Here is a 13,928-nt window from a genome sequence, read left to right on the forward strand (position 1 = left end):
AACTACGGTAGGGTAGGGTGCGCCGTGCGCACGCGGAAACGGCGCCTGAATGAACGGTGCGCACGGCGCCCCCTGCGCTTGGGGTTCATGATTCCAGTTTCGCGGCAGGCGGGCTTCCGAGCGGCAGCGTGAAGGTGAAGACCGCGCCGTGCGGTTCGTGGTTTCTGGCCGAGATCCTGCCGCCGTGCGCCTCGACGATGGAACGGCAGATGGCCAGCCCCAGCCCGATTCCCGGTGTGGTGGACTCCTTGACCCCGCGCGTAAACTTGTCAAAGATGCGGCTGTCCATGCCCGCAGGCAGACCGGGGCCGTTGTCTGCGACGCTGACGGCCAGCATCCCGGATTCGATGCGTGCCGAAATGGTGATCGTGCTGCCGGCCGGGGTGTATTTCCCGGCATTTTCCAGCAGGTTGACGAGCACCCGCTCGATCAGCGCGGCGTCGATTTCCACCATGGGCAGTTCGGGCGGCACATTTACGCGCACCTCATGCCCGGCCAGGTTGCGTTCGGTGGCGTTGGCGGCGCTGCCGATCACTTCTTCCAGCAACTGCCATTCCTTGTTGAGCTTGACCCCGGACTGCAACTTGGCCATGTCGAGCAGGTTGGTGACCATATTGCTCATGCGCAAGGTTTCGTGGCGGATGATGCCAGCGATCTCGGTACGTTCATGTTGTGTGAGCGTGTCCTTTTCCAGCAGCGTGGTCAGGCCGACCAGCGAGGTCAGCGGCGTGCGCAGGTCATGCGATACGGTGGAAAGCACACTGTTGCGCAGGCGCTCCGACTCCATGGCGACCACGGCATCCTGCGCGACCTCGACGTAATGCACGCGTTCCAGCGCCAGCGCGATCTGCACGGCGCAGGTTTCGAGCAGGCGCTGCTGTTCGGGTAGCAGGCTTGAATGCTTGTCACTCGGCAGGATCGCCAGTACGCCGCGCGTGCGCATCGGCGCCTTGATCGGGATGTACAGCGCCGGGCTGGCGGGCAGGGTGTTGGTGCCGTGTCCGGCCGCTTGCTGGTGGTCGAATACCCACTGGGCGATGCCAAGATCGATCTGCGGCGGCATTTCCGAGGCCGGGCGCAGTTGTTCGCTGCTGTCGGGAATCAGCAGCATGACCTGCGACTGGAGCAGCGCATCCAGATGACGCATGCCGATCTCGACGATCTGCTGCACGGTCAGCGCGGAAGCCAGTTCCTGCCCCAAGTCGTAGAGCGCGCGGGTACGCTGCTCGCGATGGGTGGCGACAGTCGCTTCGAAGCGCAGGCGCGCGGCGAGCTGGCTGATGATCAGCGCCACGACCAGCATGACGGCGAAAGTGAACAGGTACTGGGTGTCGGCGACCGCGAAGGTGAAGCGCGGCGGCACGAAGAAGAAATCGAAAGCGAGCACGGACATGATCGAGGAAAAGATACCGGCTTCGCGCCCGTAGCGGATGGCGAGCAGGACCACGGTCAGCAGGTAGAGCATGACCACGTTGGCGAGGTCGAAATAATTCAGCAGGCCTGCCGTGATCAGCGTCGTGAGCGCGCACCCGCCCAGCGCCGCCAGAAAGCCGATGCGCTGGCGCCGGGCGGTTTCTTCGTCCGGCAATTGCTTTTTCCTTGAAACGTCTTCTTCCCGCTCGAAAAAATCGTGGGCAACCACGAAGACATCGACATCCTCGGCCTGCTGCGCGAGCTTTTCGGACAGCGCTGGTTTCCAGAAACGCGACAGCCCGCTGCGCAGCGATTTGCCGACGACGATCTTGGAGACATTGCGGCTGCGGGCATAGGCGAGCAGCGTGGCCGGCAGTTGCGCGCCCGACAGCACGCTGGTTTCCGCGCCCAGTTCCTGCGCGAGCTTGAGAATCTTCAGGATGCGGTCGCGCTTTTCGCCCGGCAGCCGCTGCAGGGCTGGCGTTTCGACGTAGACCGCGATCCAGTCTGCATGCAGGCTGGCGGCAAGCCGGCTGGCGCTGCGCACGAGTTTTTCCGCGCTGGCGCCGGGACCGACGCAGACCAGCAGGCGTTCGCGTGCCTGCCAGACCGGCTGGATCGCCTGGTCGGCGCGGTAGGCGCGCATCTGTGCATCTACCCGGTCGGCAGTGCGGCGCAACGCCAGTTCGCGCAGCGCCAGGAGGTTGCCTTTGCGGAAGAAATTCTTGGCGGCGCGCTCAGCCTGGTGGGGCATGTAGACCTTGCCCGCGCGTAACCGCGCAAGCAGCTCGTCGGGCGGCAGGTCGACGAGCGTGACGTCGTCGGCGGCATCGAACACGTTGTCGGGCAGGGTCTCGCGCACCACGATGCCGGTGATCTGGCCCACGATGTCGTTCAGACTTTCCAAGTGCTGCACGTTGAGCGTGGTATAGACGTCGATCCCCGCGGCCAGCAGTTCTTCCACGTCCTGCCAGCGCTTGGGGTGACGCGAGCCCTCGACGTTGGAATGTGCCAGTTCGTCCATGAGGATCAGTGCCGGCTGGCGTGTCAAAGCGCCATCGAGATCGAATTCCGGCAGCTTGCGCGATTTGTATTCGATCTGCTTGAGCGGCAATACTTCCAGCCCGATGAGCTGGGCGGCGGTTTCGCTGCGGCCATGGGTTTCCACGACCCCGACCACGACCTCGCAGCCCTCCCGGATACGGGCATGCGCTGCGGCGAGCATGGCGTAGGTCTTGCCCACGCCGGCGCAGGCGCCGAAGAAGATTTTCAGCCGGCCGCGCTGGGCGGCCTCTTCCTCGCGTTTGAGCTCTTCGAGCAGGGCATCGGGATCCGGGCGGTGGTCGGTCATGACATCAACTTATCGAGAGCAAGGTTGAGTTGCAGCACGTTCACGCGCGCCTCGCCGAATACACCCCACTGCCGGCCTTCGGTGTGCGCCTCTACCAGTTTAAGCACTTTTTCCACGGGGAGCTGGCGGGCTTGGGCCACGCGCTCGACCTGATAACGCGCAGCAGCCGGGCTGATCTGCGGGTCGAGGCCGCTCGCGGAGGCTGTGACCAGATCGACCGGAACCGGCCCGCTCTGCGCGGGATGCGCGGCCTTGAGTGCGGCAATGCGTTCCTTGACGGCATCGGGCAGCGCGGGGTTGGTCGGCCCGAGGTTGGAACCGCCGGAATTGGCCGCGTTGTTGGGCATCGGCCCGGTGGCGGAAGGGCGGCCCCAGAAGTATTGGTTTTCCGTGAAGTTCTGCCCGATCAGTGCCGAGCCGACGACTTTGCCGTCGCGCACGATCAGGCTGCCGTTGGCCTGTTCGGGAAAGACTGCCTGGGCGATGCCGGTTACGGCCAGTGGATAAAGCAGCCCGGTTAGCAGCGTCAGGATGCCGAACAGCATGAGCGCGGGGCGAAGATGGTTTTTCATTGCAATTCTCCGAACTGATTCAAGTTTCACCACAGAGTCACAGAGGGAGGGAGAAAACCCGTAAATCAGAACTTGTCTGTGGGTAGGTTTTTCTCTGTGTCTCCGTGTCTCTGTGGTGATGAAGTTTTTTCAAGCCAGGCCCAGCACGCCCAACAACACATCAATGGCCTTGATCCCCACGAACGGCACCACCAGCCCGCCCAGACCGTAGATCAGCAGGTTGTTCCGCAACAGTTGCGCGGCGGCCTGTGCCCGGTAGGCCACGCCCTTGAGCGCGAGCGGGATCAGGAACACGATGATGATCGCGTTGAAGATCACGGCCGAGAGGATTGCCGAGGACGGGCTGTTGAGCCCCATCACGTTGAGCGTGTTGAGCTGCGGATAGGTGCTGGCGAACGCGGCCGGGATGATGGCGAAATACTTGGCCACGTCGTTGGCGATCGAGAACGTGGTCAGGCTGCCGCGCGTCATCAGCATCTGCTTGCCGATCTCGACGATTTCGATCAGCTTGGTGGGGTTGGAATCCAGATCGACCATGTTGCCGGCTTCCTTGGCGGCCTGGGTGCCGGTGTTCATGGCGACGGCGACGTCAGCCTGCGCCAGCGCCGGGGCATCGTTGGTGCCGTCGCCGGTCATGGCCACGAGCTTGCCCTGGTTCTGGTGTTCGCGGATCAGCTTGAGCTTGGCTTCCGGTGTGGCTTCGGCAAGGAAATCGTCCACGCCGGCCTCGGCGGCAATCGCGGCGGCCGTCAGCGGGTTGTCGCCGGTGATCATCACGGTCTTGATGCCCATCTGCCGCAGCTCGGCAAAGCGTTCCTTGATGCCGCCCTTGACGATGTCCTTGAGCTCGATCACCCCCAGTACCCGTGCGCCTTCGGTCACCAGCAGCGGGGTCGAACCGCGCCGCGCCACGTCGTCGGCGGCTTTGGCGACGGCCTCGGGGAATACGCCACCCAAGCTGGCGACATACTTCTTGATCGCGTCGATGGCGCCCTTGCGGATCTGGCGGCCGTCGTAGTCGATGCCGCTCATGCGGGTCTGCGCCGAGAATGGAACGAAGGTGGCTTCGTGGCTGTGCAGCTCGCGGTGGCGGATGTTGAACTTCTGCTTGGCGAGCACCACGATGCTGCGGCCTTCCGGTGTTTCGTCGGCGAGCGAGGCCAGTTGGGCTGCATCGGCGAGTTGCTGTTCGATGACGCCCGGCGCGGGGATGAACGCGGCGGCCTGGCGGTTGCCGAGCGTGATGGTGCCGGTCTTGTCGAGCAGCAATACGTCCACGTCGCCGGCTGCTTCCACGGCGCGGCCCGACGTGGCGATCACGTTGGCCTGCATCATGCGGCTCATGCCGGCGACGCCGATGGAGGAAAGCAGCCCGCCGATGGTGGTCGGGATCAGGCAGACCAGCAGCGCGATCAGCGTGGTGATGGTGATCGGCGAACCGGCCTTGGCGGCTTCCACGCTGTAGAGCGAGAACGGCAGCAGCGTGACGGTCACGACGAGGAAAACCAGCGTCAGCGCTACCAAGAGGATCGTCAGCGCGATTTCGTTGGGGGTTTTCTGTCGCTTGGCGTTTTCCACCATGGCGATCATGCGGTCGAGGAAAGCCTCGCCGGGGTTGACGCTGATGCGCACCACGACCCAGTCCGACAGCACGCGGGTGCCGCCCGTGACCGCGGAGAAATCGCCGCCTGCTTCGCGGATCACCGGTGCGGATTCGCCGGTAATGGCCGATTCGTCGACCGAAGCCACGCCTTCCACGACCTCGCCGTCGCCCGGCACGACATCGCCGGCCTCGATGAGAACGTGGTCGCCCTTCTTGAGGTTCTGGCTCTCGGTCGGGAACCATTTGTCGCCGTGGCGCGTGCCGTCGAGCTTTTTGGCGAGCACGTTTTTCTTGGTGCTGCGCAGGCTGGCGGCCTGGGCCTTGCTGCGGCCTTCTGCCAGCGCCTCGGCAAAGTTGGCGAAGATCACCGTGAACCACAGCCAGGCAGCGATGGCGCAGATGAAAGCAGCCGGCGCTTCGCCCTGACCTTGCAATGCCTGGACGAAGAGAACGGTGGTCAGAATGCTGCCGATATAGGCCACGAACATCACCGGGTTTTTCCACTGCGTTTGTGGTGCGAGCTTGCGCAGCGAATCGACGACAGCCGGCCAGAGCAGGGCCGGGTCGAGCAGCGACTGGATTGCGGATTTGTTCGACATTGTTTATCTCTCCCTTAATTGGCCAGCATTTGCAGGTGCTCGATGATCGGGCCCAGCGCCAGCGCGGGAATGAAGTTGAGCGCGCCGACCAGCAGCACGGTGCCGATCAGCAGAATCACGAACAACGGACCATGGGTGGGCAGGGTGCCGGTGGTCACGGCCAGACGCTTCTTGGCGGCGAGCGAGCCGGCAATCGCCAGAACCGGCACGATCACGGCAAAGCGGCCGAACCAGACGGCAATACCCAGCAGCACGTTGTAGAACGGCGTGTTGGCGGAAAGCCCGGCAAACGCGCTGCCGTTGTTGTTGGCGGCGGACGAGAACGCATACAGGATCTCGCTGAAGCCGTGCGCGGCAGGGTTGGCCACGCCAGCCTTGCCTGCGGTCGCCATGACGGCGATGGCTGTGCCGACGAGCACCAGGATGGGGGTGACCAGAATGGCGAGCGCAGTCATCTTCATCTCGAAGATTTCAATCTTCTTGCCGAGGTATTCCGGCGTGCGGCCGATCATCAGTCCGGAAATGAAGACCGCCATGATCGCGAAGATCAGCATGCCGTACAGCCCGGAACCGACGCCGCCGAAGACCACTTCGCCCATCTGGATCAGCGCCAGCGGAACCAGCCCGCCCAGCGGCGTGAAGGAATCGTGCATGGCGTTGACCGCGCCGCACGAAGCCGCCGTGGTAATCGCGGCGAACAGCGCCGAAGCGGTGATGCCGAAGCGGGTTTCCTTGCCTTCCATGTTGCCGCCGGCCTGCACGGCACTGGCGATCTGGTCGGCGCCGAGTTGGGTCAGTTGCGGGTTGCCCTGCTGCTCGGCGTAAAGTGCGACGCAGACCATGACGACGAAAATCGCCGTCATTGCCGCCAGCACGGCCCAGCCCTGGCGCTGATCGCCCACGATGCGCCCGAAGGTAAAGCACAGCGCGGTCGGGATCAGGAAAATCGCCAGCATCTGCAGGAAGTTGGTCAGCGGGGTGGGGTTCTCGTACGGATGCGCCGAGTTGGCGTTGAAGAAGCCGCCGCCGTTGGTACCGATCATCTTGATGGCTTCCTGCGAGGCGACCGGCCCCATGGCGATGCTCTGGGTCGCGGTTTTGGCTTCTTCCGTGACCGGATTGCCTTTTTCATCCTTGAGCGGGTTGCCCTGGGCATCGTTCTTGGGTTGCTGGTAGGTGGTGACCTGCAGCGTCTGTGCATCCTGATAAGGCTTCAGGTTCTGGATCGAGCCCTGTTGCACTTGAACCAGCGCCAGCACGAAGGAAAGCGGCAGCAGTACATACAGCGTGCAGCGGGTGAGGTCGGCCCAGAAGTTGCCGATGGTGCCGAAGCTGTGGCGGGCAAAGCCGCGGATCAGCGCGATGGCCACGGCAATGCCGGTCGCGGCGGAGAGGAAGTTCTGCACCGTCAGCGCTAGCATCTGCGTGAGGTAGCTCATCGTCGATTCGCCGCCGTAGCCTTGCCAGTTGGTGTTGGTGGCAAAGGACAGCGCAGTGTTGAACGCCGAATCGGGCGAGACTGCGCCGAGATTTTGCGGGTTCAGCGGCAGCCCGCCTTGCAGGCGCTGCAGGCCATAGACGGCTACGGCGCCGAGGGTGTTGAACAGGATCAGCGCAATCGCGTAGTTTTTCCAGTTCATTTCCTCGTCGGCACGAATCCCGCAGATTCGGTAGATCAGGCGTTCGGCTGGGGCCAGCAGGCGGACTGGCCCCCAAGCCTCGCCTTGCAGGACACGGGACAGATAGGCACCCAGCGGCCAAGCCAGCGCAAGCAATACGGCCAGATAAAGGCCGAGTTGGAAAATGGCATCGGTTGTCATCAGAAGCGCTCCGGGAAAATGAGGGCGTACAGCAGATAGCCGGCCAGGAAGAGGGCGGCGATCCCCGCCAGCAGATAGACCAGAATCATTGGGAACCTCCCACGCGGCTGCAAGCCGCAATCAACAGGTAAATGGCGGCGGCACAAGCGGCCACGGCGAGCAGATAAACCAGATCCATGAATTGCCTCCAGGTGGATGACGGTCATGCTGCAACTTTAGGCGGGCGGGCATATAAACGGTGATAGAAGGTCAAGCGGGCGTATATAAATGTTGTAGCAATTCCTGGCCGTCATACCGGCGAAAGCCGGTATCCAGGGCGCTGTATGCAAAGCATGAGTGTTTCTCGTCGGCTTGGCGGCAATAAGTCACACAGTTGACATGGTCATCAATTTGTTACATACGCTATTTAAGCTGGCGCACTGATTATGTTTTACGGGGTATTCCCATGGCGCCCATTTCCCTTGATGTCCAGCGCAACGATCTGGTCGAGTTGCTTGAATCCGGTCAGCTTTCCGCCTTGTTTCAACCCATCGCCGGCTTGGGTGCCGGCGAAATCCTCGGCTACGAAGGCCTGATCCGCGGCCCTTCCACGAGCTACCTGCACTCGCCAATCAACCTTTTCAGCGCCGCGAGCCGTTGCGGGTTGCTGCCGGAGCTGGATTTCGCCTGCCGGCGCGCCATCATCCATGCCTTCGTGAAAGCCGGGTTGTCGGGGCGGCTGTTTTTGAACGTGTCGCCGATTTGCCTGACCCTGCCTTCGTTCCGCCCCGGTGCGACGCTGGAGATCCTGCGCGAAGCGGGCCTGTCGCCCCAGCGCATCGTGATCGAGCTGACCGAAACCCAGCCGGCCGAGAATTTCGATCTGCTGTTCGATGCCCTGCTGCATTACCGCGACATGGGTTTTCAGATCGCGCTCGACGACCTGGGCGAGGGGTTTTCCGGCCTGAGATTGTGGTCCGAGCTGCAACCGGATTTCGTCAAGATCGACAAGTATTTCATCCAGGATATGGCCGGCGACCCGCAGAAGCGGCAATTCGTGCGCTCGATCCAGCATATTGCGGTCAGCACCGGCGCGCGTGTGATCGCCGAAGGCGTGGAAAACCGCGAGGATCTCGAAGCGATTCGCCGCATCGGTATCGACCTGGTTCAGGGCTACCTCATCAGCCGGCCGCAGGCCAACCCCCTGCGCAAACTGCCGGCCGCGCTGTGCGAATCGATGCAGGTACCGGGGCGCGGCATCGACCGGCAGACGGCCATCAGCCTGCTGACGCGGGTCGAGCCGGCCGCAGAAACCGAGACCAACAACCACATTTACGAGCGCTTCAGTGCGGAGCCCGATCTGCATGCCATCCCGGTCGTGGATTCGCAAAATATTCCGGTCGGCCTGCTCAAGCGCCATATCGTGCTGGAACGTTTCGCCCGCCCGTTCTGTCGTGAGTTGTACGGCCATCGCCCATGTGCGCAATTGATGGACCAGTCCCCGCTGATCGTCGAACACGGCATCAGCCTGCAGGAGCTCTCCAGCCTCGTAACTTCGAGCGACCGGCGCTATCTCGCCGACGGCTTCATCATCACCGAAGGAGGCGCTTTCCTGGGTATGGGTAGCGGCCAGGACCTGATGCGCGCGATCACCGAATTGCAGATGCGCGCCGCGCGCCACGCCAACCCGCTGACCCTGCTGCCGGGCAATGTGCCGATCCAGGAAGAAATCCAGAGCCTGCTTGCCCGTGGGCAGTGCTTTGTCGCGGTGTATGCCGATCTTGGCCACTTCAAGCCGTTCAACGACATCTACGGCTACGACCGTGGCGATGAGCTGATCAAGATGCTGGGCGAGTTGCTGCAGGGGGCAATCGACCCCAGTCTGGATTTTATCGGGCACATCGGCGGCGATGATTTTCTGGTCTTGTTCCAGTCTGAAAACTGGCGCGAACGCTGTGCCGAGTTGCTGGCGTTTTTCAATCGCCGGATACGGGAATACTTCAGCCCCGAGCATCTGCGGGCCGGCGGCTACAGCGCCACCAATCGCCAGGGGCAACCGGAATGGTGTCCGCTTGTGAGCCTGTCGCTTGGCGCGGTCGAGATCGAGCCGGAACATTACGCCAGTCATCACGAGATTGCCACGGCGGCCGCCATGGCCAAGAAAATGGCCAAGAGCCAGCCCGGATCAAGCCTCTTCATCGAACGCCGAAGGCCGGATTCGGTTCAGGATGCAAAGAAGCCGACCGGGATCAGGCTGGCGGCGGTGCAGTAAGTCACGAGCAGGCCCGCCTCTACGAAAAAAATCCAATGGTAGGGCGGGTTAGACGCAGGCGTAACCCGCCAACCTTGGCGCCGAAGGCCAAACCGATGGCAGCATAAAAACAGCGCCCGGCACATGACCGGGCATTGCCTTTTCAATCCGATCAACGCCGTGCGTGCGATTACGCTTTGCTAATCACACCTACTCGGGCTGACGGTTTGCAAAACCCGCGACGAGTAGCCCAGGCTACGCTTGCAACTATCAGTTGCTTGAGTAGCTCGAAACCCTGTCCAGCGCCGTGCCAACTCATTGGTGTATTGCAATCCCAGCGTGTCCGCATGGCTTCTCGCCCAATCCGAAAAGCCTGTGGTTGTTGTTGGCGGGGTGTCCACGCACAACAGATCGGACATCAAGCTTTCTATTTCTGGAATAGTAATCACAACGTCACCTTTCAACTTGCCAATGAATCGCCCAACCAGATAGCCGAGATATGGAGGGATTGAAACGATAGGACGCGATTTGCCGATGGCAGTAGTGGCGCGGTGTTGTTTTTTTGGGGGGCTTCCATACGGCGGGCAGGTTGGGAGCTTTGTCCGGTTTGTTCGCCATGGCCGCGTTTTGCCTTGCGCATGACCGTATCGATGCAAACTTGTGTGACTGACTACCATGTTGAAATACCGGAAAGCGCCCAAACCATCATGTCGGTCAAGAATGGACCGCAATGCAGTCATCCTTTGCAAGAGCACGGGCGCTCTGTTAAGCATGGCCGCTTTCCCTTATAATCGGCAGCTTGGCCTGATTGTCAGGGCTTTCTGCGCGCGATTGCGAGAGTGGCGAAATTGGTAGACGCACTGGATTTAGGTTCCAGCGCCGCAAGGTGTGGGGGTTCGAGTCCCCCCTCTCGCACCACGACGATTCGCAGGGGCATGACCTGCAGCAAACATTCCGGGTGACGGTTCGAACGGCATCCATTTTTAAAATCGAAGGGTACGGTTAAATGCAAGCACAACTGGAAGTTCTGGAAAACCTCGAGCGTCGTCTCGTCATCTCTGTTCCGCGTGAAGAAATCTCCAAGCAGGTCGATTCCCGCCTCAAGCGCGTTGCCAAAACCGCGAAGATCGACGGTTTTCGTCCCGGCAAGGCTCCGCTGAACATTGTTGCGCAAAATTACGGCTTCCGTATTCAGGAAGAAGTGCTCGGCGAAACCGTTGAGCGTGCATTCGGTGAAGCCGTCGAAGAGCAGAAGATCGCCGTGGCCGGCTACCCGCGCTTCGAGCCGAAGGAAAGCGAAAACGCCGATGCCGATTTCCAGTTCACTGCTACGTTTGAAGTCTACCCGGAAGTGAAGATTGGCGATTTTGCCGGTGTTGAAGTCGAGAAGGCGATTTTTACCGTGGGTGATGCCGAAGTCGACAAGACCATCGACATCCTGCGCAGCCAGCGTACCCGCTTCGAGCGCGTCGAGCGCGCTGCGGCCGATGAAGACCGCGTGATCATCGATTTCAAGGGCACGATCGATGGTGTGGCCTTTGCCGGTGGTTCCTCGGAAAACTACGCCTTCATGCTGGGCAAGGGCCAGATGCTGCCTGAGTTCGAGGAAGGCATTCGCGGCATGAAGGAAGGCGAAACCCGTACCGTGACCGTCAACTTCCCGGCCGATTATCACGGCAAGGACGTGGCCGGCAAGACTGCCCAGTTCGAAATCACCGTCAAGAACGTAGCCGGCGCCCTGTTGCCGGAAGTCGATGCCGAATTCGCCAAGAGCCTCGGTATCGAAGGCGGTGACGTGGCCAAGATGCGCGAAGAGGTCAAGGCCAACCTGGAGCGCGAAGTGCGCCAGCGCCTGAAGTCCCGCACCAAGGAAAACGTGCTCAACGCCCTGCTGCAAGTGGCCCCGATCGAACTGCCGAAGGCGCTCGTCGGCCTCGAAATCGGCCGTCTGGTCGAAGGCGCCCAATCCGATCTTAAGGCCCGAGGCATTGATCCGAAGATGATGCCGTTCGCTCCGCAAATCTTCGAAGCGCAAGCCAAGCGCCGCGTTCATCTGGGCCTCGCGCTGGCCGAGCTTGTTGAAGCCAACGATCTGAAGGCTCAACCGGAACAGGTCAAGGCCATCATCGAAGAAATGGCGCAGAACTACGAAAACCCGGTTGAAGTTGTGGCCTGGTACTACGCCGACAAGAAGCGCCTGGCAAACGTTGAATCGATGGCGCTTGAAGATGGCGTGGTTGATTTCGTGCTGGGCAAGGTCAAGGTGGTTGAAAAGGCCATCGACTTTGACGAACTGATGGGCCAACAGGGCTGATCCTGACCCGCTAACAACCGGAGCTTGAATATGTCCAGAATGGAATTCGATCCGCAAAACCTTGGCTACATCCCGATGGTGGTCGAGCAGAGTGGGCGCGGCGAACGCTCCTACGATATCTATTCGCGCCTTCTCAAGGAGCGGGTCGTCTTCCTGGTGGGGCCGGTCAACGACCAGAGCGCAAACCTGGTCGTGGCCCAGCTCCTGTTCCTGGAGTCGGAAAACCCCGACAAGGACATCCACCTGTACATCAATTCTCCGGGCGGTTCCGTTTCGGCAGGCTTGGCGATCTACGACACCATGCAGTTCATCAAGCCGGCCGTGTCCACGCTTTGCGTCGGCATGGCGGCGAGCATGGGCGCGTTCCTGTTGGCTGGCGGTGAAAAGGGCAAGCGTTTCGCCCTGCCGCATTCGCGTATCATGATCCACCAGCCGCTGGTGGGCGGGCTCGCCGGTCAGGCATCGGATATCGAGATTCATGCCAAGGAACTGCTGCGCACCAAACGTACGCTGAATGAATTGCTGGCCAAACATACTGGCCAGAACCTGGAAACGCTGGAGCGCGATACCGACCGCGACAACTTCATGAGTTCCGACGAAGCCAAGGCCTACGGTCTCGTTGACGAAGTCGTAACGTCCCGCGCAGGCCAGTAATACTCGCCCAGGCTGAGTTCTTGCAGCCGCCATGTCCTGGCGGCTTTTCTTTCCAATCGCCGGCAGGGAGTGCCTCATGCCCAAATCGAGCGACAAGCTTCTTTACTGTTCCTTCTGCGGCAAAAGCCAGCATGAAGTCGTCAAACTGATCGCCGGTCCGCAAGTCTTTATCTGCAACGAGTGCATTGCCCTGTGCAATGACATCATCCGCGAAGAAAGCAGCCAGACCGCCGCCATCGGCCCGCAAACGCCGGAAGGCAAGCCGTTGCCGCTGCCGACCGAGATTCGCGCCGTGCTGGACCAATACGTCATCGGCCAGGAACGCGCCAAGAAAATTCTCTCCGTCGCGGTCTACAACCACTACAAGCGCCTGGCGACCGGCACCACCAGTGGTGAGGTCGAACTGTCTAAGTCGAACATCCTGCTGATCGGGCCGACCGGCTCCGGCAAGACTTTGCTGGCGCAAACGCTGGCCAAGTTGCTTGACGTGCCGTTCGTGATCGCCGATGCCACCACGCTGACCGAAGCCGGTTACGTGGGCGAGGATGTCGAGCACATCATCGCCAAATTGCTGGCGCAGAGCGATTACGACGTGGAAAAGGCGCAACGCGGCATCGTCTACATCGACGAAATCGACAAGATCGCCCGCAAGTCGGAAAACCCCTCGATCACCCGCGACGTTTCGGGTGAAGGCGTGCAGCAGGCGCTGCTCAAGCTCATCGAAGGCACGGTTGCTTCCGTGCCGCCGCACGGCGGGCGCAAGCATCCGAACCAGGACATGCCGCAGGTCGATACCACCAACATCCTCTTCATTTGCGGCGGCGCATTCGAGGGGCTGGGTAAAATCATCCGCAACCGTTCGGTCAAGGGTGGAATCGGCTTCGGTGCCGAGGTCGTCAACAAGGAAGACCAGAGCAACGCCGTCAGTCGCCTGCACGAAGTCGAACCGGACGATCTGATCCGCTTCGGCTTGATCCCGGAGTTTGTCGGCCGTCTGCCCGTGACCGCGACGCTGGAAGAACTCGACGAAGCCGCGCTGATCACCATCCTGACCGAGCCGAAGAACGCGCTGGTCAAGCAATACCAGAAGCTGTTCGAGATGGAAGGCGTGGAGCTCGAAGTTGAATCGCCCGCATTGGCCGCCATTGCCCGCAAGGCGATGGAACGCAAGACCGGCGCGCGCGGCCTGCGTTCGATCCTGGAAGCCGCGCTGCTCGATACCATGTACGAGCTGCCAGCCATGGAAGGCGTGGCCCGTGTGGTATTCAACGAGGCCGTTATCAACGAACAGAAACCGCCGGTTCTGGTTCATGCAGACGAGAACCAGTCCGAGGCTGCATAAAAAAGGGTGAGACAAACCGTTCGCCGCGGG

9 protein-coding genes and 1 tRNA gene are annotated in these 13,928 nt (G+C 61.4%); 5 read left to right on the plus strand and 5 right to left on the minus strand.

Translation table 11 applies throughout. The features are described 5' to 3' along the window. Positions 1-85: 85 nt before the first annotated feature. The 5 genes from kdpD to kdpF all read right to left on the minus strand — a co-directional run bounded on the left by kdpD (position 86) and on the right by kdpF (position 7,447). Entirely contained in the window at positions 86-2,764 is a 2,679-nt protein-coding gene (kdpD, locus tag BMZ36_RS00205; protein WP_091189450.1) for a two-component system sensor histidine kinase KdpD, read from the minus strand. Beyond that, the gene (kdpC, locus tag BMZ36_RS00210; RefSeq protein WP_091189452.1) at positions 2,761-3,336 is read right to left on the minus strand and encodes a potassium-transporting ATPase subunit KdpC; all 576 of its coding nucleotides are present in this window, start codon (positions 3,334-3,336) and stop codon (positions 2,761-2,763) included. The genes kdpD and kdpC overlap by 4 nt, the downstream gene beginning before the upstream one ends. 129 nt (positions 3,337-3,465) lie before the next feature. Beyond that, positions 3,466-5,538: a potassium-transporting ATPase subunit KdpB gene (gene kdpB / locus BMZ36_RS00215; RefSeq protein ID WP_091189455.1), complete on the minus strand. Its 2,073-nt coding sequence runs from the start codon at positions 5,536-5,538 to the stop codon at positions 3,466-3,468. Between the two features lie 14 nt (positions 5,539-5,552). Then, positions 5,553-7,358 (minus strand): potassium-transporting ATPase subunit KdpA, encoded by a 1,806-nt coding sequence (gene kdpA / locus BMZ36_RS00220; RefSeq protein WP_091189458.1) that lies wholly within the window; start codon positions 7,356-7,358, stop codon positions 5,553-5,555. Beyond that, positions 7,358-7,447 (minus strand): K(+)-transporting ATPase subunit F, encoded by a 90-nt coding sequence (gene kdpF, locus BMZ36_RS14230; protein WP_143085928.1) that lies wholly within the window; start codon positions 7,445-7,447, stop codon positions 7,358-7,360. Before kdpF ends, kdpA begins: the two co-directional genes overlap by 1 nt. Before the next feature lie 356 nt (positions 7,448-7,803). Between kdpF and BMZ36_RS00230 the strand changes: the two genes are divergently transcribed. The 5 genes from BMZ36_RS00230 (at position 7,804) to clpX (ending at position 13,898) form a co-directional block, all read left to right on the plus strand. Beyond that, complete coding sequence (locus tag BMZ36_RS00230) at positions 7,804-9,609, plus strand: phosphodiesterase (RefSeq protein WP_091189467.1); 1,806 nt, start codon at positions 7,804-7,806, stop codon at positions 9,607-9,609. Positions 9,610-10,421: 812 nt separating this feature from the next. Next, positions 10,422-10,506: transfer RNA gene (locus BMZ36_RS00235), tRNA-Leu, on the plus strand. 88 nt (positions 10,507-10,594) lie between these two features. Continuing rightward, the gene (gene tig, locus BMZ36_RS00240; RefSeq protein WP_091189469.1) at positions 10,595-11,902 is read left to right on the plus strand and encodes a trigger factor; all 1,308 of its coding nucleotides are present in this window, start codon (positions 10,595-10,597) and stop codon (positions 11,900-11,902) included. Between the two features lie 30 nt (positions 11,903-11,932). After that, positions 11,933-12,556 carry an ATP-dependent Clp endopeptidase proteolytic subunit ClpP gene (gene clpP / locus BMZ36_RS00245; RefSeq protein ID WP_091189471.1) on the plus strand — a complete coding sequence of 208 codons (624 nt, stop codon included), beginning with the start codon at positions 11,933-11,935 and terminating at the stop codon, positions 12,554-12,556. Positions 12,557-12,632: 76 nt separating this feature from the next. Beyond that, positions 12,633-13,898: an ATP-dependent Clp protease ATP-binding subunit ClpX gene (clpX, locus tag BMZ36_RS00250; RefSeq protein ID WP_091189476.1), complete on the plus strand. Its 1,266-nt coding sequence runs from the start codon at positions 12,633-12,635 to the stop codon at positions 13,896-13,898. Positions 13,899-13,928 lie beyond the last annotated feature (30 nt).

Source organism: Formivibrio citricus (assembly GCF_900115065.1).
Classification (GTDB): Bacteria; Pseudomonadota; Gammaproteobacteria; order Burkholderiales; family Chitinibacteraceae; genus Formivibrio; species Formivibrio citricus.

Bases quoted from the DNA above. Each gene is read 5' to 3' on its own strand.
- clpP (WP_091189471.1), top strand. From the start codon at position 11,933: ATGTCCAGAATGGAATTCGATCCGCAAAACCTTGGCTACATCCCGATG.
- kdpF (WP_143085928.1), bottom strand. From the start codon at position 7,447: ATGATTCTGGTCTATCTGCTGGCGGGGATCGCCGCCCTCTTCCTGGCC.
- kdpC (WP_091189452.1), bottom strand. From the start codon at position 3,336: ATGAAAAACCATCTTCGCCCCGCGCTCATGCTGTTCGGCATCCTGACG.
- kdpB (WP_091189455.1), bottom strand. From the start codon at position 5,538: ATGTCGAACAAATCCGCAATCCAGTCGCTGCTCGACCCGGCCCTGCTC.
- kdpD (WP_091189450.1), bottom strand. From the start codon at position 2,764: ATGACCGACCACCGCCCGGATCCCGATGCCCTGCTCGAAGAGCTCAAA.
- kdpA (WP_091189458.1), bottom strand. From the start codon at position 7,358: ATGACAACCGATGCCATTTTCCAACTCGGCCTTTATCTGGCCGTATTG.
- tig (WP_091189469.1), top strand. From the start codon at position 10,595: ATGCAAGCACAACTGGAAGTTCTGGAAAACCTCGAGCGTCGTCTCGTC.
- BMZ36_RS00230 (WP_091189467.1), top strand. From the start codon at position 7,804: ATGGCGCCCATTTCCCTTGATGTCCAGCGCAACGATCTGGTCGAGTTG.
- clpX (WP_091189476.1), top strand. From the start codon at position 12,633: ATGCCCAAATCGAGCGACAAGCTTCTTTACTGTTCCTTCTGCGGCAAA.